9 protein-coding genes are annotated in these 19,583 nt (G+C 72.3%); 2 read left to right on the forward strand and 7 right to left on the reverse strand.

Annotated features, from left to right (window positions below):
• The first annotated feature begins 20 nt into the window (after nucleotides 1-20).
• Nucleotides 21-779, forward strand: coding sequence for a Uma2 family endonuclease (locus ElP_RS00760; protein WP_197446615.1), 759 nt, complete (start codon nucleotides 21-23; stop codon nucleotides 777-779).
• A gap of 15 nt (nucleotides 780-794) precedes the next feature.
• Here ElP_RS00760 and ElP_RS00765 read toward each other — a convergent pair whose 3' ends face one another.
• Together ElP_RS00765 and ElP_RS00770 are read right to left on the reverse strand one after the other, a co-directional pair.
• A complete protein-coding gene (locus ElP_RS00765) occupies nucleotides 795-1,847 on the reverse strand; it encodes an AAA family ATPase (protein ID WP_145266343.1) in 1,053 nt (350 codons plus the stop codon).
• Between the two features lie 345 nt (nucleotides 1,848-2,192).
• Nucleotides 2,193-10,706 carry a S8 family serine peptidase gene (locus ElP_RS00770; protein ID WP_145266344.1) on the reverse strand — a complete coding sequence of 2,838 codons (8,514 nt, stop codon included), beginning with the start codon at nucleotides 10,704-10,706 and terminating at the stop codon, nucleotides 2,193-2,195.
• A gap of 691 nt (nucleotides 10,707-11,397) precedes the next feature.
• On the opposite strand from ElP_RS00770, the gene ElP_RS00775 reads away from it, so the two are divergent.
• Nucleotides 11,398-12,195 carry a hypothetical protein gene (locus ElP_RS00775; protein WP_145266346.1) on the forward strand — a complete coding sequence of 266 codons (798 nt, stop codon included), beginning with the start codon at nucleotides 11,398-11,400 and terminating at the stop codon, nucleotides 12,193-12,195.
• A 261-nt stretch (nucleotides 12,196-12,456) separates the two neighbouring features.
• Here ElP_RS00775 and ElP_RS00780 read toward each other — a convergent pair whose 3' ends face one another.
• The 5 genes from ElP_RS00780 to ElP_RS00795 all read right to left on the reverse strand — a co-directional run bounded on the left by ElP_RS00780 (nucleotide 12,457) and on the right by ElP_RS00795 (nucleotide 19,502).
• Nucleotides 12,457-14,328 carry a tetratricopeptide repeat protein gene (locus ElP_RS00780; protein ID WP_145266348.1) on the reverse strand — a complete coding sequence of 624 codons (1,872 nt, stop codon included), beginning with the start codon at nucleotides 14,326-14,328 and terminating at the stop codon, nucleotides 12,457-12,459.
• A complete protein-coding gene (locus ElP_RS37470) occupies nucleotides 14,325-15,362 on the reverse strand; it encodes a YybH family protein (protein ID WP_197446616.1) in 1,038 nt (345 codons plus the stop codon). The genes ElP_RS00780 and ElP_RS37470 overlap by 4 nt, the downstream gene beginning before the upstream one ends.
• A gap of 169 nt (nucleotides 15,363-15,531) precedes the next feature.
• A complete protein-coding gene (locus ElP_RS40485; RefSeq protein ID WP_261344394.1) occupies nucleotides 15,532-16,890 on the reverse strand; it encodes a hypothetical protein in 1,359 nt (452 codons plus the stop codon).
• A 62-nt stretch (nucleotides 16,891-16,952) separates the two neighbouring features.
• Nucleotides 16,953-17,960 (reverse strand): YybH family protein, encoded by a 1,008-nt coding sequence (locus ElP_RS00790; protein WP_197446617.1) that lies wholly within the window; start codon nucleotides 17,958-17,960, stop codon nucleotides 16,953-16,955.
• 432 nt (nucleotides 17,961-18,392) lie between these two features.
• The gene (locus ElP_RS00795) at nucleotides 18,393-19,502 is read right to left on the reverse strand and encodes a hypothetical protein (RefSeq protein ID WP_145266354.1); all 1,110 of its coding nucleotides are present in this window, start codon (nucleotides 19,500-19,502) and stop codon (nucleotides 18,393-18,395) included.
• Nucleotides 19,503-19,583 lie beyond the last annotated feature (81 nt).

Below are 19,583 nucleotides of genomic sequence, written 5' to 3' on the forward strand. Positions count from 1 at the left end.
CGATCGTAGGGGCTTCCTCGATGCCCTGCAAGCGAACCGATCGCAACGGCCCCTCGGGCCGGGAGCTGCCCCCGATGGCCACCTCACCCCACGCCAGGACCGGGCGCGATCTCGACGCCGAGAATCGCCGATACCCCACCTCCGACGGCAAGCCGATGGCCGAGACCGACCTGCATCGCCAACTCATGTTCGTCCTGATCGAGATCCTCCAGGCCCGATACGAGGACGATCCCCGGGCCTACGTCTCCGGCGACCTGCTGCTGTACTCTGAGGAGGGGAACGGGCGCCGTCACGTGGCCCCGGACGTGTTCGTGGTCTTCGGCGTGGCCAAGCGGCCGAGGCTGAATTACCTGCTCTGGTCCGAAGGCAAGGGCCCCGACGTGGTGATCGAGGTCACCTCCAAGATGACCCGACGCGAGGACCAGACGAAGAAACGGACGCTCTATCAGGACGTCCTCCGAGTGCCCGAATACTTCCAGATCGACCCCACCGAGGACTACCTGAAGCCGCCGTTGCAGGGGCATCGGCTCGTCGACGGGGCCTATGTGCCGATCGAGCCGGTCGACGGCCGGCTCCCCAGCGTCGTGCTCAGCCTGCTCCTGGAGCGGGAGGGAGAGCGGCTGCACCTGATCGACCCGGAGACGGGCCGTCGGCTGCTCCCCGGCCGAGCGCTGGCCGCCGAGGCGACCCGGGAACTCGCCGAGGCACAGGCCGAGGCCGATCGGCTCCGCCGGGAACTGGAGGAATTGCGGGGCCGGTTGAACGGCGGCGGGGCCTGATCGATCCGGATCGGCTCAGGCCGGGCCGGCGAGGCGACCGGCGGCCTGCTGCAGGGGCTCGGGGACGTCCCGGAGGAGGCGGTCGATGACGCGGTCGGCGTCGATCCCCTCGGCCTCGGCGTGGAAGGTGGTGACGATCCGGTGGCGGAGCACCGGGCGGGCGACGGCCCGGACGTCGTCCGGGCTGGCGGCGAATCGGCCGAGCAGGACCGCCCTCGCCTTGGCGCCGAGGATCAGGGCCTGGCCCGCCCGGGGGCCGGCCCCCCAGGAGACGCTCTTGCGGACGAACTCGGTCGCCTCCGGCTGGTCGGGCCGGCTGGCCCGGACGAGGTCCCGGGCGAACCGGAAGACGTGCTCGGGCACCGGCACCCGGCGGACCAGGCGCTGCAATTCGAGGATCTGGGCCGCCTCCAGGAACGCCTCGGGCTCGGGGACGGCCTCCCCGGTGGTGCGCCGGAGGATCTCCAGCTCGTCGTCGGGCGTCGGGTAGGGGACCCGGACCTCGAGCATGAAGCGGTCGAGCTGGGCCTCGGGCAGGGGGTAGGTCCCCTCCTGCTCGATCGGGTTCTGGGTCGCCAGGACGAAGAACGGGTCGGGCAGGTCGTAGGTCTGGCCGCCGGCCGAGACGTGGCGCTCCTGCATCGCTTCGAGCAGGGCGGCCTGGGTCTTGGGGGGGGTGCGATTGACCTCGTCGGCGAGCACGACGTGGGAGAAGAGCGGCCCTCGGATGAAGACGAAGCGGCGACGGCCGGTGTCGGGGTCGTCCTGGAGGATGTCGGTCCCGGTGATGTCCGAGGGCATCATGTCGGGCGTGAACTGGATGCGCCGGAAGCTCAGGTGGAGGATCTTCGCCACCGTGCCGACCAGGAGGGTCTTGGCCAGCCCCGGCACGCCGACCAGCAGCACGTGGCCCCGGGCGAAGAGGCCGATGAGCAGCTGCTCGACCACCTCCTCCTGGCCGATGATGACCCGGGCGATCTCGGCCCTCATCCTCCGGGAGGCGTCGGCCAGGGCGGCCAGGGCGGCCAGGTCGTTGAACGGGGCGGCGGGGCCGTTGCCGGCTTCCATGAGTCGGGTGCTCCTCCCGGTCGGTCGCTCGGGTGCGTCGGCGGGCGTCCCGGACGCGGGGCCGGCCGACCTGATCGGGACAGCCTGCCACGGGCCCGGACCGGCCGTCAAGCGTGCCGGGGCCGGCGTCTCGGGTGATCGGGAGCGGGCCGGGCGGATCCTCGCGGGCCCCGGCGACGCCCGGACGGCCGGGCGGGGGGCCGATCCTTCCGGTGAGGGGCGGCGTCGGGCCCGGGGGCCCGGCCCTCGAACGACGTCACGCCGCCCCCGGGTTGATCGGGGACGGCGTGACGGGGAGGATGCGGGATCATCCCCCCGAACGATGCGGGGATCGGCCGCCTGGGGTCAGTCCTCGGCGCCCGGGCCGGACTTCCGGCCTCGGGCCGAGTCCGGGCGGGTCGGCGAGTCGGCGTGGCCGAAGATCGGCCCGGCCTTCGCCAGGAGGTCTCGGTTGCGGAGGCTCCTCGCCCAGGCCGACGACGTCGGGGCCCGCCCGGTCGACGGGGCGGGCGGCGACCCGTCGCGATCGACCGGGATCGAGCGGCCCGGGGTGCGGGCCTTGGCCCGATCGGGGCCGCCATCGACGTCGGGGGCTCGGCCGCCGGGCTTCCCGGGCAGCAGGGCCTCCGGGTCGGCGAGCAGTACGTCGACCAGCGCGGCGTAGGCCGCACTCGCCCCCGGCAGGTCGATCCGATGCGGGGGCGTGGGCCGGCCGGGGTCGGCCGGGTCGATGCCCGGCGAGGCGACGGCGACGACCGGGGCGGGAGCGGGCGCGTCCTGCCGGGTCTTCGGCGAGGAGGGGTCGCCGGCCCGCCCGGACGGGTCCTTGCCCGAAGGAGACGAGGGGGGCTGTCCCGGCGCGGCCGGGGCGCCGATCGAGGCCAGGCCTCCCGTGGCGCCGGCCCCCGTCGAGAGGACGTAGGAGCCGAACGTGCCGGCCTCGCCGACCACCCGGATCCGGTAGAAGCCGGCGGACTCGGCGGTGAAGGCGATCTGCTCGTTGCGGCCGTCGTCCAGGACCGTCGACGTGGCGACGAGGGCGCCGCTGGGGTCGTAGAGTTCGATCCCGGGGTCGAGCGTGTTGTCGGACGCGCCGGGGCCGTCGGCCGGCGTCAGGGTGGTGAGCGTCAGGGCCTGGCCGGCGTCGAGGTCGATGGCGTACCAGTCCTCCTCGCCCACCGTCTCCGCCTGGATGTCGAACGCGGTGACCAGGCCGTAGGCGCCGCTCCCCGGCCCGTCGAAGTTGACGAAGCCCGTCGTCGCCGACGTCTCGAAGGCGTAGACGCGGGTCGTGACGTCCTGCTGCCCGAAGCCGCTGGTGTCGAAGAAGCTGGTGATCGGGGAGCCCGTGGTGAAGATCTCGACCAGCAGGTCGCCCTGGCTCGGGTCGTAGTCGAACAGGTCGTCCACGTCGATGACGATGTCGAAGCCGGCCCCCGAGCCGGACAGGTCGAGCGGCCCGTCGTAGACCGTCAACTGGCCGGCGCCGATGTTATTGGCGAACGTGTCGGAGACGGTGCCGACGGTCGTCGCCGCGTAGCTGAGCCGGATCTCGGTGTCGATGCCGGTGGCGGCGAAGGGCGCCCCGAACTCGTCGAGCCGGAAGCGGATGGCCTCGATGATGCCGCCCGACTCGAACTCGGAGGCCGAGTAGATCTGCTGGTAGCGCATCTGCTCGAGGCCGAATGCGCCGATGTGGTAGGGCCAGGCGTTGCCGTCGTTGCCGGGCACGTCGGCGAGGCCGCCGGGGACGACCGTGCCCGAGGGGGGCGGGGGCTCGATGGCCCCGACGACCGCCGGGGACGCCCCCAGGTCCTGGGCCGAGTCGAAGCCGTCGTTCTGCTCGGAGTCGAAGGCGGCGTCCCGGTTGACCACCAGGCTGTAGTCGCCCTCGGCGATGACCCGGACGGTGTAGGTGCCCGAGGTCGGGGCGACGAAGTCGCCGATGATCGCGTCGACGTTGTCGGCCAGGGGGCCGCTGGCCAGGTCGGTCGTCAGCGAGACGCCGTCCAGCTCGTACTGCCCCGGGCCGAAGAAGGGCTCGGGGATGACCTGGCGGAACTGGAGGCGGATGTCCTGGCCGATGAAGGCCGAGACGTCGACCGAGTGGGACAGCCAGCCGGTGTCGCCGAACGGGTCGGACGACTCCGGCCCGGTGGTGAAGGAGTAGAGGGTGGCGAGCACCGAGTCGTCGGCCGGGTCGAGGACCGTGACCTCGTAGTCCCGGGCCAGGGCCGAGCTGCCTTCCAGGGTGAAGTCCCACTGGACCCGGTCCTGCCACTCGAGCGTGGCGGTGGTGGCCTCGGCCGGGATGGAGACATCCTGGTAGAGGAGGTATTCCATCGGCCCCGCCCCGTCGAAGCCGTTCCAGGCGACGAACTCGCCGTCCTGCGGCGAGGTCGGCGGGAAGAACCCGCTGCCGGCCCCGGCCCCGCTGACCTGCCACGGGACGAAGGGCCCGGCCGTCTCGATCGCCGTCCAGCCCGAGAAGGAGCCGGCCTCGAAGCTGCCGTTGGTCAGCAGGTTCCCGTCCGAGGGCCGGTCGAAGGCCACCAGGTTCCCGTCAGGGTCGTACAGCTCGATCTGGGGCAGGTCGCCCCCGGACCGGGGCAGGTGCGTTGCCGCCGAGGTGATCGTCTGTCCGGCCTCGACGGTGAAGGAATAGTGGTCGCTCGGGATCTCGGCCTCGGCGGGGGTGATGCGCGTGCTCTGGCCGGTGCCGACGTACTCGTTGGGCCCGTCGTCGAAGGCCAGCAGGAGCCGGTCGGGACCCTGGGCCCCTGGGCCCTTGACGCCCACCGTGCCGACCGCGCCGCCCGGGACGAAGTCGGAGTCGAGGTCGAGGTAGTTGAACTGCATCGACCCGTCGGCCTCGTCCAGCACCGCCTGGAAGGTGATCGCGCCGGAGTCGAAGATGTACTCGACCTGGTGCCACTGGATGACCAGCCGTTGGTCGTCGCCGCTGCCGAGGACATCCCAGTAGACCGTGCCGGTGTCGACGTTGTAGAGATCCACCCACAGGGGGGCGATCGCCGCCTGCGTCGGCGAGTCGGTCAGGTCGGTGTTGGAGAAGCTGGAGTTGGGTCCGTCGAAGGTGATCAGGCCGTTGGAGCTGAAGGAGAGCGCGGAGTAGGCCTGGCCGAAGAAGTCGAATTCGAATCCGTCGAGATCCGCCGGGGTCAGGGTGACGGCGGCGTCGTCCACGCCGATGAGCGTCGGGGTGCCGGTGCCGCTGATGTCCTCGAACTCGAAGCCGACCGCCGCCGCGTCGTAGGACGACCCGCCGAACCCGTCCCCGACGCCGAGCACGCCGGCCCGGCTTGCGTTGCCGTCCAGGTCGACGAAGGCGGGGTCGATGTCCTGGGCCGTGCCGAGGTCGTCGTTCGGGGCCCCGGAGTACGTCTCCTCCTCGACGGCCGCGTTGAGGATCACTCGGGGGATCGAGTAGAGGCCCTGGGAGCCTGAGTCGCCGGAGATGCGGAGGGTGTAGACGCCCCCCACGGTGATCGGGGCGGTCTGGAGCAGGACGAGCTCCCCGGGGGCCGCGGCGACGGCCGTCGCCACGACGTTGCTCGACGGGTCGAGCAGCTCGACCCTCGGTTGGACGGCCCCGCCGAACGGGCTCGGCACGACGAGGACGGTGATCGTCTGGCCCGGGTCGACGTCCACGACGTAGTCGTCGGCGTCGCCGTCGTAGGCGATGGTGCCGTCGCCCCCCGAGGCCTCGTGGATCAGGCTGCCGAGCGGCAGGATCGCCTGGAACGGCCCCACCGGGAGGGCCGCAACCGGGTCGACGGCGAAGTCGACGAAGAAGTTGCCCCCCTCCACGCCGTCGCCGGTCGGGAAGCCGATCGGCTCGCCGTCGAGGTCGTTGCCGACCAGATCCTCGAAGGCGAAGTCGCCGCTGAGAAGCTGCAGCGTGTAGGCGTCATCCGGCAGGCCGGAGTACTCCAGGGTCAGGATCGTGCCGGTCGGGTCGAAGGACAGCGCGGGCAGGAAGGAGTTCCCCCGGTAGAGGCCGAAGAGCGCCGTGTCGGACGCGTCGATCCCGGCGGTATTCATCGGCTCGTCGAAGGTGACGGTGACCGTCAGATCTCCCGGCTCGAGGATCTGCCCCTGGGCGAGGGAGGAGGAGAGGATGCGGGGCGGCGTCCGGTCGATCGTGAACGTGCTGCTGAAGGCCGAGAGCGGCGAGCCCTGGGTGTCGGTGATGGCGCCGGCGGGGATCGAGAGCGTGACCTCGCCGTCCTGGAATTCGACGTCGCTGGTGAAGACCAGGGTATTGCCGTCGACCACCTCGACGCCGACGGCGGCCACGCCGTTGACCAGCAGGTCCGCCGGGGAGACGCTGCTGAGCAGGACGTTGTCGTTGAAGTCGATCGTGAACGAGTCGGCGTCCTTCCGGAGGGCCCCCGGCTCGGGGTCGATCGCGAGGGCCTCGAAGGGGGGGAGTACGCCGTTGGCGTTGCGGACCGCGAGGACGTACTCGCCCCGGGTGGCGCCGGCGCCGAGCACCTCGACGTAATAGGTTCGCGTGTCGCTCCTCGGCGTGCGGTACACGAGCCGGGCGTTGCGACCGTCGGCCGCGCCGTCGTCGTCGGAGGCGAGCAGGGTGCCCGAGGCGTCATAGAGCCGGATCATCGGGTCGAGCCCGTTGTCGAACGCGCCTTCCCCGGCGGCCGGCAGCAGCGTCTCCAGCTCGAGGTTCCGGTTGCCCGGGACGGTGATCTCGTAGAAGTCGGAGTCCGCGCCGCCGAGGGTGACGTTGTCCAGGACGAAGCGGCCGGCGGCCAGCTCGTTGAAGTCGAGCACGGCGCGGGCGACGGGGGACCCCTCATACTCGAAGAGGCCCTCGGTGAAGACGAACCCCTCGGGCTGGAGCGCCAGGTCGAAGGTGCCGATCAGGTTGTCGTCGGGGTCGTACAGCTCGACGATGACCCCCGGGTCGACGGGGATGGTGGTCGAGAGGACCAGGCCGAAGGAGAGGAAGCTGGAGGGCTCCTCGAAGTCCATCGTCAGGATGCCCGCGGCGTTGCCCTCGAGCGACGGGTCGCTGACGTAGCGGGTCTGGCCGGGGCCGAAGGCGCCGAGGAAGGCGTCGGAGGAGTCCTCGCCGAAGAGCTTGAAGTCGAAGGTCACGCCCTCGACGGTCTGGCCGTCGGCCGGGACGAAGCCCACCTCGTCCATGGTGATCACGGTGCTGGCCACGGCGCCGCCGGTCTCCCCCAGGGCATATCGCCGGCCGCCGACGACCCGGCCGTGCAGCGGGTGGGCGTCGTCGAGGCCCTGGTCGCCCTCCCCCTCGAAGGTGGCGTTGCGGGTGGCGACGAGCGTGTACTCGCCGGAACCCCGGACCCGGGCGTAGTAGGTGCCCGGGGCGGTGGCGAGGTACTCGGTGATCGCGTCGTCGAGGTTGCCGGCCAGGTCGTGGCCGGCGGCGATCGGGTTGCCGGCCGGGTCGAGCAGGGTCAGCTCGACGTCGCCGACGCCGGAGACGGTCGTGGAGAGCGAGAGCGTCTCGTAGGCGGCCAGCTCGATGGCGAAGACGTCGACGTCGGCCTCGCTCGGCCGGACCAGCGCGCTGCGGCCCTCGCCGATGAAGGCGTTCGGGCCGTCGAAGTTGGAGAGCAGCACCCGGTCGGGCCCCTGGAAGCCGGCGGCCTTGACGCCGGCCGTGCCGAAGGCGAACTCGAAGGAGTCCTGGAGGTAGTTGAACTCGATCGAGCCGTCGGCCTCGTGGAGGACGGCCTGGAAGGTCAACGGGGGGAAGAAGCCGCCCGGATAGTACTCCACGTCGTCCCACTGGATGACCAGCCGCTGGTCGTCGCCGCTACCGAGCACCTCCCAGTAGACGCCGGCCGAGGCGGGCACCACCAGGTCGCTCCAGTACGGCGCGATGGCCGCCTGGTCCGGGGAGAACGTCAGGTCGGAGCCGGAGAAGTTGAAGTCCGTGTTCGGCGAGCCGAAGGTGATCAGGCCGTTGTCGCTGTAGAACAGCGAGGTGTGGGTGGAGCCGAAGAAGTCGAACGCGAAGCCGTCGAGGTCGGACTCCGCCAGGTTGACGGCGACGTCGTCCGTCCCGGACAACGTCCGGGTGCCGGTGTCGCTGATGTCCTGGAATTCGAAGCTCTCCACCGACGCCTGGTAGCCTTCCAGGTTCACCCGGCCGCCGACCGCGGCCCGCTCGGGGCGGGCGACGGACGGCGGGCCGGCGACGGCGTCCAGCGGGATGAACGCCCCTTCGATCGCCTGGGCCGAGCCGGTCGAGCCGTTGCCGGGGCCGCCGAACCGCTCGGGCTCGAGGGCGGCGTTGAGCACGACCCGGAGGTCGTAGCCGCCGGTCGTCCCGCCGACTTGGGAGACGACGATCGAGTAGTCCTGCGGGGCGCCGTCACCGGTGATCACGCCGGGCAGCGGGGTCGCGCCGATGACGGCCGTCTCGCCCGGTGCGGCGGTCGTCGCGGAGGCGATCGGGTTGCCGGATCCGTCGAGCAGGGCGATCTCGAGCCGGACGGGGCCGTCCGGGTCGGCGACGACGGCGATCGTCTGGCCGGGGTCGAGGGACAGGGTGAAGGTGTCGGCGTCCCCCGCCGTGCCGAGGAGCCCCGACACCGTCGCGTCGTGGGCCAGGCTCCCCAGGGGCAGCGAGGGGGAGAGGTCGGCGGGGAACGGGACGACGCCGAAGTCCAGCTCGTAGCTGCCCGTGAACAGGACGTTCGGGTTGCCGGCGTCGTCGGTCAGGCGGCCGGGGGGGAGGGTCAGCGTGAGGGTGCCCTCGACGTCGAGGCCGTCGATGGTGGCCTCCAGCGTATCGTCGTCGACCGGGGTCAGGGCGGTGACGATCCCGATGCTGGTGAGCAGGTCGCTCGGGTCGACGCTGGCGGGGTCGACCTCCTCGTTGAAGTCGAGCAGGATGCGGGTCAGCGGCAGCTCGACGGACGACCCGGCCGGGGGCGTGGTGGCGACGACCGCCAGCGGGATCGCGTCGTAGCGGAACGTTGCGGCGAAGGGGAGCAGCGGGTCGCCGTCGGCGAGCTGCAGGACCGCCCCCTCGGCCATCGCCATCGCCTGGACGCCCTCGGCGGTGACGGGGCTGGTCGCGTAGGAGAAGGTCAGGGTCCTCTCGTCGGTCTGCGCCACCGAGTCGGCCGGGATGCCGTTGACCGTCAGGTCGGCGGCGTCGACCGTCGCCGGGTCGTACGGGAACGAGAAGTCGATGACGAACTCCGTCGGCGGCGTCGTCACGGTCTCGCCGTCGGCCGGGACGCTGCCGACGACGGCCATGGCGTCCAGCTCGATCAGGGTGTTCCTCGCGTTGACCCGGCCCCCGGTGGCGACCAGGCCGTCGAGCGAGGCGAGCGGCTCCACCCCGGCGAGGATCGCGTCCCGGATCGTGGCGTAGTCGGCCGAGGGGAGCAGGCTGTAGCCCAGGGCGGCGATGCCCGAGACGACCGGCGTGGCCATCGACGTGCCGTCGATGGCGCCGTAGCCCGACGGGTTGCCGATGATGACGCCGTTGGGGTCCATCGTGCTGAGGATGGCCGAGCCGGGGGCCGCGACGTCGACGGTCGTCACGCCGAGGTTCGAGAAGACGGACAGCTGGTCGTTGTGGTCGGTCGAGGCGACCGAGATGATGTTCGGCGCGTCGTAGCTGGCCGGATAGAAGGGGAAGACGTCGTTGTCGGTGCCGAAGCCGTTGCCGGCGGCGGCGATGAAGAGCTGGTCGTTGGCCTCGGCCTCGTTGATGACGTCCAGCAGGGCCTGGGAGAACGGCCCGCCGCCCCAGCTGTTGTTGGTCAGCGGCATGTTGACGCCGAAGTCCCGCTTCATCATCACCGTGTAGGCGACCGCCTCCAGGATCGCCGCGTCGGTGGTCGAGCCGAAGTCGTCGAAGATCCGGACGCCCATGAGCTGGACGTCCCAGGCGACGCCGGAGACGCCGATGCCGTTGTCCCCCTGGGCGCCGGCGATCCCCGAGACGTGGGTGCCGTGCCCGTGGGCGTCGTCGGGGTTGCCGTCGCCCTGGATGAAGTCGTAGCCGTGGACGTCGTCGACGTAGCCGTTGCCGTCGTTGTCGAGGCCGTCGCCGGGGGTCTCGCCGGGGTTGGTCCAGAGGTTGGGGATCAGGTCGGGGTGGTCGACGTCGATGCCCGAGTCGATGATGCCGACGACCACGGAGGAGTTGCCCGTGGTGATGTCCCAGGCCTCGGTCGTGTCGACGTCGGCGTCGACCGTGCCGCCGGTCTGGCCGGTGTTGTCGTGGTGGTACTGGTCGGGATAGAGGGGGTCGTCGGGCGCGGCCGCCAGGTGGCGGTCGACGAAGTTCGGCACGATGTAGCGGAAGCCGGGGACGCTCGAGAGCGTCGCGTTCAGGAAGTCGAAGCTCACGTCGCCGGGGGTCCGGAGGTGGACCATCCCGTCGACCCCGAGCTGCCGGGAGACCCGGGCGGCCAGGCCGTTGAGCGACTGGCCGATCAGCTCGACCTGCTGGTCCCGCAGCGACGCCCCGGTGTCGAACCGGGCGATCCAGCCCCCCTGTTCCTGCCAGGTCGGGGTCCCGTGCCAGGTGATCGGCACGACGTGCTCGACCGAGTCGGGCGCCCGGGGCGTCCCCCCCGGGTCGACCTCCCTCGGGACGAGGGCCTTCGTCGCCCCGTCGACGGCCCCCCGCTCGGCCGGGGCGGCCGGATCGGGCCGGGGGCCGGCGTCCGGGCCGAGGCCGGCGACGCTCGCCCAGGAGCCCAGCGGGTCGGCGGCCGTCAGGCTCAGCAGCCGGCGATCCTCCAGCGACTCGACGCGGGGAGAGACCAGGTGGGCCTTCGGCTGGTGGCGGGACTGGTCGCGTCGACGGGGCGGCATGGCAGTCATCGGAAGTCCTTTCTGGCGATGAATCTCGACCTACACCGACGATCCGGTTCGGCAGACCTTCGGGCCCGCCCCGGGCATGGCCGGTCGGCCACCGGGATTCCCCGGAGGCGCTCGAGAGGCGGGCGGATCTCAGATCAGGGGCCGGAGGGCCTGGGCGCAGCGGGGGCGATCCGTGCCGTCGCCGGATCGCCCGGCCTGGCCACGGTCCTCCCCGTTTTTCATCCGGGAGCGTTACTTAATCCCGTCGGACCCTCCTCGCCACCGAGCGAGGGGTCGGGCCGTCCCCGGGAACGTACAAAAATCGTCCTCTACGGCACGCGATGAATATCAACGTGGCGCTCGATCCCTTGCAAGGAAAAAACGGCAGGGGCCGAGAAAAATGGCGACCCGGTCCCCGCCGAGGCGGGGCCCCCATGCCCCGGGATCGGCGCGGGGCGGCCCCTCAGCTCGGCCCATCCATGACTTGCGGATCGGTCGATCACGCCTGAACGGGACGGAACGGGCCCGATCACCTCCGCCTTCGGGTCGGGGCTTGAATAAAATAAACAACGCGAACTCTCCGTCCCGGGAATTCTGTTCGTGGAATCGGGGGGCCGCATTGATAGAGTGACGCGACCCTCGGTTGCGTGGGAGTGCCACCGTGCCGGGCGGTCGAGTGCCAGTACATTGGGGAGTGATCTCGATGCGTCGATCTCATGCTGTTGCCGTCCTGGCCTCCTGGGCCGCCCTGGCCCCGCTGGTCGGGCCGATCGATCGGGCGGGGGCCGAACTGGTCAACCCGGGCTTCGAGGCGGGCCTCGACGGGTACTCGGTCGAGGGATCGGACACGGTGACGACCGACCCGACGACCCCGCCGCCGACCTCTGGCGCCGTCGCCGGGATGGCGTCGACCGAGCCGATCCTCTTCGGCAGCGGGGGGCCGGAGACCGACGTCCTGCCGACCCAGGGGGACCTGTTCGCCCTGCTGACGACGGACGGGGTCACCGCGACCAAGCTGTCGCAGACCTTCGCGCTGCCCGCCGTGGGCCCGATCACGACGCTGGACTTCGACTTCCGCTTCATGACCGATGACATCGACTCCGGGCCCGACCTGAACGACGCGTTCCTCGCGACGCTGGCCGACGAGTCGGGGGCGGTCCTGGGCAGCTTCGGCTTCACCCGGGACGACCTCCAGCCGGGCGGGTCGGGCGGCCTGACGCCGCTGGCCATCCTCGGCGTGGGCGGCTACACCGCCGGCACCGACTGGCTGGTCGGATCGATCGACGTCTCCGCCTTCCTGGGGCAGACCGTGACGCTGTCCTTCACGGTCTTCGACGTCGGCGATGAGGGCGTCGTCTCGGCGGTCGCCCTGGACAACCTCCGGTTCGGGGTCATCCCCGAGCCCTCCAGCTTCGTGCTGGCTTTGGGCGGCGCCGTCGCCGTCCTGGCCCTCGGCCTGAGGCGTCGCGGCCCGGCTCGGGCCGATCGACCGGCCTGCTGAGCGTCGCGACCACGTCGTCGCACGTCCGCACCGTCCTGGGAATCGGGCCGCCGATCCCGGGGAGATCGACGTTCGCTCGGGGGCGGCCGGGCGGCCGATCGACGGCAGTCGGCCCTCCGGGAGGGGGGGACGATCGGGAGGGGGGGCCGCCCTGCCCTCCACCCCGCCGACGGGGTACCGGGGGGGGCGAGGGCCCGGTGACGGTTGACGGCCGGGTCGGAGGAACGAGCCCCCCCTCCGACCCGGCCCGGCGGGCCGGGGTTACCGGGAGAAGCGGAGCCCCGCATCCCCGGCAGGGCCCCCCGCGATCGTGAACGTCATGTGATCGGCATCGGCCCAGCTCACGCGCCCGACCAGCACGGGGCCGTCGTCCTGCGCCAGGGTGAGCAACCCGTCGCCGAAGGTCGACTTGCCGGCGAACCGGCTCGACGTCCCGCCCTTCGAGGCGTCCCAGGTGAAGGTCCCGTCCGGCTGGATCGCGAGCGAGATCGCCGTGCCGGGATCGGGATCGGCCGTCCAGGTGCCGGCGATCGTCGCCCCCTGGGGCGGATTCTGGTCGGCCGGCGCGGGAGAGGGGGACTCCGTCGCGGGCGCCGGGGAGGAGTCCGGACCGGTCCTCTGCGGGGAGAGCTGCGCCAGCAGCTTCGCCGAGAGGCTGTCGTCGGGCTTCAACGCGACGACGGCCTTGAGCACCCCGACGGCGGAATCGGTGTGCCCCTGGGTCAGATAGTGATAGGCCAGCACGAACAGGTCGGCGGCCGACTGGGGGTTCGCCTTGCAGGCGGCCTCCAGGGCCCGCAGCTGGCTCGTGTAGGTCGAGGCGTCGGGGTAGAGGCCGATCAGGGTCGACCAGTCCCAGCCCGGCCCCACCGAGAGCACCGCGTAGAGGACCGCGGCCGCCTCGTCGTACCGGCCGAGGGCGAACAGGCAGAGCGCCCGGAACTGGTGGAGGGCGGTGTCGTCCGGCGTCTGGGCCAGCGCCGCGTCGGCCTGCTTCAGGGCGTCGTCGTAACCGCCCTGGGCGAACGCGGCCCGGGCGGCGTCGAAGGTGGCGACGGCCTGGGAGGTGGCGTCCCCCTCGGTCGGGGGGGTGGAGGTGTCGATCGGTTGGGCGTAGTCGTAGGGCACCTCGGCCACGGTCTCCACGACGTACGGGTTGACGTAGGGCCAGTAGCCCATGGAGTAGAGCATCGAGCCGTATCCCCAGTCCGCCAGGCCCCAGCCGAGGCCGATGCCCGCCCCGAGGCCCCAGGCGGCCCCTCGCCAGCCCCAGGCGGCGTCCTCGTGGCCGTTCCAGTAGCCGTGGACCCAGCCGGCGTGGTACGCGCCATACGGGTTGAACCCGTACGGGCGGGCCGCCGAGGCGCCGAAGGCCCGGTAGCCCCCCGCGGCCACTCCCCGGGGCCCGACCGCGATCCCCCCCCGCTCCCCGGCGGCGGCGAACCCGCCGGGGCCCCGGGCCGCGACTTCCCGGGAGCCGGCGACGGCCGTGCCCCTCGGGCCCGAGGCGACCCCCAAGTCCTCCCGGCCGCCGATGGCGTTGCCTCTCGGCCCGACCGCCCCGGCGGCCCGGCCGACGTCGGTGAAGGTCCTCCCGCCCGGGGTGGTCGCCTGGATCCCGCCGATGCCCCGGCCGGCTGCCGCCCCGCCGGGCCCCACGGCGCCCCGGCCCGCGGCGCCGTAGTCGATCGATCCTCCCCTGGGGCCGGTGTAGGAGCCCGTCTCGAAGCCTGACCCGTAGCCCCCGCCGAGCGGGCCGCGCCCGACGCTGCCGCCCCCGGCGGCCATCCCCCCCGCGTACGAGTTGTAGCCTCGGAAGGCGCCGCCGCCGGCCCGGTTGAAGGTCCCGGGCGAACTGAATGACGGCACCCGCCCGATCGACGCGCCGCCGATCCCGCCCGGCATTCCGCCGCCGCGGAACCCGCCGACGCCGGGGCCCATGCCGCCGTACCCGCCTCGCATGCCGCCGTACCCGCCGGGCCTCATGCCGCCGTACCCGCCTCGCATCCCGCCGCCCGCCATCCCGCCCCGGAAGCCGCCGCCCCCGCGGAAGCCGTGGGCGAAGGCCTCCCCGGAGGCGAGGGTCAGGGCGAGGGCGGCCGTCACCAGTCGCGTCACCTGGGCGCGTCTCATCGTGGGTTCCTCTCCGAATTCGGGGCGGTCGGGCTGTTCGTCGGCGCCGAGGGGGACGGGTCGGGTCGGGGATCGTCTCCCAGGCCCGGCCTGGGGGGCACCCGGGTGAGCACCGATCGCTCCTCCCCCGGCACCTCCTCCCCGTCGATTTCGAGGTCGAACCGGGTCCACCGCACCTGGTCGGGGCCGAGCCGTTCCAGGATCCGGGTCGACGAGGCGGCCAGGCCCTCGGGGCGTACGCCGCGCTCGGAGACGACCCAGAGGTCGCCGTCCCGGGCCCAGCTCCCCTCGCCGAAGCCGCCCTCGGTATCGAATTCCCACGAGCGGAAGGTGCCGGCGATCGGATCCCAGGCGATCCGCTGGGAGACGCCGAGGACGACCTCGCCGGCCCTCTTGAGGGAGAAGTCTCGCAGCAGGTAGTGGCCGTCCGGTGACCATCGGCACTCGACCCGGGCCTCGGACTCGGGCCCCTCATCGACCCATTCGCCGACCATCCACTCCAGCTCCCGGAGCCGATCTCCGGGGGCGACCAGGGGGTCGACCTCCTCCCGGACGCTGGCCAGGAGCCATCGGCCGTCTCGCTTGACGAACAGGGCCGTGTAGAGGTGCGACACCGGAGGCCCCTCGGCCGGGGAGACGACGGAACGCCCCTCCTCCTTGGCCACCTCGGGGCTCAGCATCCGGGTCTCCTCGGGGCTCAGTTCGAGCCGGGCCCCGGGATCCGACTCGAACAGGTCGGCGTAGCGTTGCTCGACGAGTGATCGCCCGCGATACCGGGCGCCGTCGGCCTCGAAGACCTCGGCGTCCTCGGCGTACATCGAGGCCAGGGCCGGGGCGTCTCCCCGGTCGTAGGCCTCGACGAACGCCTCGTTGAACGCCCTGAGGGCCTGTTCCTCCCCGGAAGCGGCCTCGGTCTCCGGGACTCCCCCGGGCTGGTCTTGCCCGGGGCTTGCTCCTGCTGTACCCCAGGCGATTCCCAGCAGGATGGGGACGACCGGCACGAGTCGTGGCCGGGACGGTACGGAGAGCGCCATCGGCGAGGGTCCTCCCGGGGACGGGGACGGGGACGGGGACGTGGACCGGCCCGGATTGCCCCCCCTCGGGGCTCCGGGCCTTGGTCCGACGATCGGGCCGAGAATCCTAGGTCGACATTCGGGTTTCCGGGCGATCGCCGGCGCGGACACGAGAGGGCTTGGCGGCCCGCTACGGTTGCGCCTGGGCCGGCGAGCCCTGCTGGGGATCGGGCAGTCGGACCAGGGAGAACTGCTGCTGCTGGCCGTCGGCGGTGTGGACCAGCATCGTCGCCTGGTCGCCGGTGAGGTTGACCAGGCCGGCCTCGAACACGGGAGTCGGCTGGTCGGCGACGGTCCAGGCGGCCCGCTGGGATTGCGGGTCGACCGAGCCGGCGATCGGGAAGGTCTGATTCGCCTGGACGTTGTGATAATTGCCGCGGAGCATCCCCTGGCTGTCGACCGCCAGTTCGAAGAACTCGTTGGGCTGGGCCTGATCGCCCTGGAGCATGGCGAACACGCCGATCGGCTGCCACTGGGCATCCGCGGCGGGGTCGCCGCCGCCGGCGGCGGCGATCTGCGACGCCTGGGCCGCATAGTCTTGAGGCGTGCCGGCGGGGTCGCCGTTGACGTAGACGGCGTCGGGCTGGGCGACGACGTTGCCGCCGTAGTCGTACGGGGCGGGCTGCCCCGTCACGCCGAGCATCGAGGCGAGGGCGCCGTAGCCCGGGTTCGCGTAGAGTGAATCGGCCACCAGGTTCGACGGCCTCCAGGCCCCCGGATATCCGGCATACATCTCGGGGGTGAAGGCCGGATAGGCATGCGCCCCGGCGACCACGGTATTCCGCTGGGCGTAGAGCATCGTGTCCGGGGTGTGGTAGGTGCCGTAAGCCCTGCCGGCGCCGCCGCCTCCGGGAAGACCTGCGGCTCCGGCCCCCATGCCCGGCCGGACGCCGATGCCGCTGTCCGGCCCGCCGACGCCCCCGGCGCCGACCCCCGGTGCACCGGCGCCGGCCCCCGGCCGGACGCCGATGCCGCTGTCCGGCCCGCCCGCGCCGCCGGCACCGGCTCCCGGACGGACTCCCACACCGCTGGCTGGCCCACCCACACCGCCGGCGCCGAAGCCCGGCTGGCCTGCTCCACCGGCTCCCATCCCCGGACGTCCTGATCCTCCGGCTCCCATCCCCGGCCGACCGGCGCCGCCGGCGCCGAAGCTCATCCCGGGACTGGCCGCCTCCCCCATGCCGAAGGAGGCCGACGGGCCCTGTCCCTGCATCCCGCCCTGGGGACTCCGCCCCGAGAGCCCACCTCCGAAGCCGCCGCCGCCCTGCATGCCGCCGCCGCGTTGCATGCCGCCGCCCTGCATGCCGCCGCGTTGCATGCCGCCGCCCTGCATGCCGCCGCGTTGCATGCCGCCGCCCTGCATGCCGCCGCGCTGCATGCCGCCGCCCCGTCCACCGCCGCCCCGGCCGCCCCGCTGGGCGAACGCCTGGACGTCCGGGATGAGGAGGGAGAGGGTCAAGAATGAGAGTGTGATGAGGTTCCGACGCATGGGAGTGGCTCCAATCCCGGGGTTCCGAGCGTGTTGGGGATCGCCGGCTGGTTGCATCCGGTTCACTCCTGCGGCTCGACCCGGGTCACCTTGACGGGGGGTAGGTCGGGAAGCTCGACGTCCTCGAGCAGGCGGCCGATCGACTGCCAGGTGAAGGTGTCGTCGTCGACCCGGCGGAGGATGTTGGTTTCGAAGAGGGTCCGGCCGTCGGTCAAGGTGCCGGCCGCTTCGAGGACCCAGTGGTCGCCATCGGGGTGCCAGTCGGCCTCGCCGATGCCCCCGCCGGCCTCGAAGGTCCAGGAGTGGAGGGCCCCGGTCTCGGGGTCGTGCCCGATGACCTGAGTCCCGCCGAGGTCCATCGCCCGCTCCTTGAGGGTGAACTTCGCCTGGAGGAACGCCTCCCCCGGGGCCCACTCGTAGGTCGTCCGGATCTCGGCCGCCTCGCCGGCCGCCGACCGCCACTCGCCGACGAGCCAGGCCAGGTCCCCGACCGAGGGCCCGCCGCCGGGAGACTCCTCCAGCTGGGCCATCAGCCATCGCCCGCCCTCCCGGACGAGCAGGGCGGAGTAGGCGGCCCGGGTCTCCGGCTCCGCCGGTCCTCGACGGACGGCCACGGCCCCCTCCTCGATCGCGGTGCCGTCGGAGAGGAACCGGATCGGACCCGGCCGGACCTCGGCCGTGACCTCGGGCGTGGCGGCGAAGAAGGCGGCGAACCCGGCCCGGAGCGCCGCCCTGCCCCGGATCCGCTTGCCCCCCTCGTCGAGGTACTCGCCCTGGGCGGTCCAGTGCGAGGCGAGGGCCTCGGCGTCCCGGGCCTCGAACGCCGCCTCGAAGGAGCGCATCGCCGCCCGGATGGACTCGCGGTCCTCCCGCCGGGCCTCGGGGGAATCGAGGTCGGTATCGGCTTCCACGTCCGCATTCTCTTGCGGCCGCTCGGCCGTCGGTGCGACGGGACAGGCCGGACCGACGTCCGGTGTCAGCAGGGCGGCGAGGGTGGCCAGGGCCGTGAGCCTGGCCGCTCGGGAGGGGGTCGGCCGGTTCATGGGCAGGTCCTCAACAAGGGTGGGCATGGGGGGGGGAACTCGGTCGGGCCCGTCATTCGGCGTCCCCGGGCCCGTCGGGGTGTCCGGCCAGGAGGTCGGTCGGCTCGACGCCGATCGGACCGGGCCTTGGTTGGCTTGCCGGCGACGGCCTTCCCCTCCCCCGATCGGCGGGTTTCGAGGGCAAGCCGCCTTCGACCCTGGCATGATCGCCGTCCTCGGCGAGGGAGGGGTCGCCTTGAGGTCGTCGGCGCTTGCCGACGTCCGCGACGGGACGGCCGCCTTCGGGCCTGGACCCGGGCCGGCGAGCGGCCAGCCCGGCGTCGGCGGCCTACCCGGCCTCGGGAGGGACATCCGATGGGGCTTGGACCCTCGACGTCGGCCCGGGGAGGGGGTCCCGGACGGGCCGATCCGCCGGGTAAGGGGCCGACGCGGTCCTCCCGCGTCGGCCCGGGCGGAGGTTCAGCGGGCCGGGGCCTTGGCGACGGTCATCTGATCCCACTGCATGTTGCCGAAGAGCGCGGTGGGGGGGGCGGGCCCCTGGTTGGGCTGCCCACCAGCGGGGGCCACCGCCTGGGTCGGCTGCGGGGCGGGGGGCGCGCCGCCGGCCATGGACATCACCCGGGAGCGCAATTCGGTGAGCTCCGGGTAGAGGGTGTTGATGTAGAGGAGCTTCTCGTCCCCCTCTTCGGCCTTGCCGAACTGGAGGCTATAGGCGTGCATGAAGTTCAGGGCGTTGACCAGGGGGACCTCCTTGACCTCCCGGACCTTCTCCAGTATCTCCTCGATGTTGTTCTTGCGGGTCATCTGCAGGAGGCCGACGTGCGCCTTGAGGTACCGCTCGGCCTCGGCGAAGTCGGGGCCCCGGAGTTGGGACTTGGCCAGGGATCGCATCTGCTGGAGGATGTTGATCCCCTCGTCGATCATCTCGTCGGGCAGGTGCTGGCCGTCGGGGATGGCCCGGGCCTTCTGGACGAGGGCCAGGTACTGGTCGCGATAGGGCTTGAACTCGGCCGACGAGAGCGAGTCGGGCCAGTCCTCGCCCGCCAGCCGCTCGATCGAGATGACGATGCCCTGGGCGGCGGAGTCCAGGGGGATCGTCCGGACCTGCTCGGAGGTGAGGATCAGGTCCTGGCCGGCCTGGACGAGCAGGTCGTGCGGGATCTTCGGGTTGGTCAGCCAGTGGAAGACGGCGTTCACGGCGTCGCCGTCGACGATATCCTGGTCGGTGGCGTTGTTGAGGTGGCGGTCCTGGATCGCCTGCCGGCCCTTCGCGTCGAGCTGCTGCTGCTGCGCCATCTGGTCGTAGTATTCCTGATGGTTGCGCTCATTGCACTGATAGACGTAGTCGTTGAACTGCATGGCCGTGTTGGCGTTGATCGATCGGGCCTCGGCCGACTGCTCGTTATACTGGCCGGCCCCGGCGGCGAAATTGCCCATGCCGTAGGCCCGGGTGCCCTGGATGCTGGAGCCGCCGCCCCAGCCTCCCCAGCCGTACTGGGCCTCGCCGGTCGAAGCCAGGAGCAGTCCGAGCAGCCCGGAGAGGGTGGTAATGGTGATTCGACGGATCATGGTGCGTTCCTCGGGGAGAATCCCGCCGGTTCGGGGAGGGTCACGCTGCCCTCTCCCGTCCCGGCCTGACGACTCGCTGAT

This window comes from Tautonia plasticadhaerens (genome assembly GCF_007752535.1).
In the GTDB taxonomy this organism is placed as follows: Bacteria; Planctomycetota; Planctomycetia; order Isosphaerales; family Isosphaeraceae; genus Tautonia; species Tautonia plasticadhaerens.

What these genes read in the sequence shown, in the direction of transcription:
- ElP_RS00760 (WP_197446615.1), top strand. Translation starts at nt 21, where the DNA reads ATGCCCTGCAAGCGAACCGATCGCAACGGCCCCTCGGGCCGGGAGCTG.
- ElP_RS00765 (WP_145266343.1), bottom strand. Translation starts at nt 1,847, where the DNA reads ATGGAAGCCGGCAACGGCCCCGCCGCCCCGTTCAACGACCTGGCCGCC.
- ElP_RS00770 (WP_145266344.1), bottom strand. Translation starts at nt 10,706, where the DNA reads ATGCCGCCCCGTCGACGCGACCAGTCCCGCCACCAGCCGAAGGCCCAC.
- ElP_RS00775 (WP_145266346.1), top strand. Translation starts at nt 11,398, where the DNA reads ATGCGTCGATCTCATGCTGTTGCCGTCCTGGCCTCCTGGGCCGCCCTG.
- ElP_RS00780 (WP_145266348.1), bottom strand. Translation starts at nt 14,328, where the DNA reads ATGAGACGCGCCCAGGTGACGCGACTGGTGACGGCCGCCCTCGCCCTG.
- ElP_RS37470 (WP_197446616.1), bottom strand. Translation starts at nt 15,362, where the DNA reads ATGGCGCTCTCCGTACCGTCCCGGCCACGACTCGTGCCGGTCGTCCCC.
- ElP_RS40485 (WP_261344394.1), bottom strand. Translation starts at nt 16,890, where the DNA reads ATGCGTCGGAACCTCATCACACTCTCATTCTTGACCCTCTCCCTCCTC.
- ElP_RS00790 (WP_197446617.1), bottom strand. Translation starts at nt 17,960, where the DNA reads ATGCCCACCCTTGTTGAGGACCTGCCCATGAACCGGCCGACCCCCTCC.
- ElP_RS00795 (WP_145266354.1), bottom strand. Translation starts at nt 19,502, where the DNA reads ATGATCCGTCGAATCACCATTACCACCCTCTCCGGGCTGCTCGGACTG.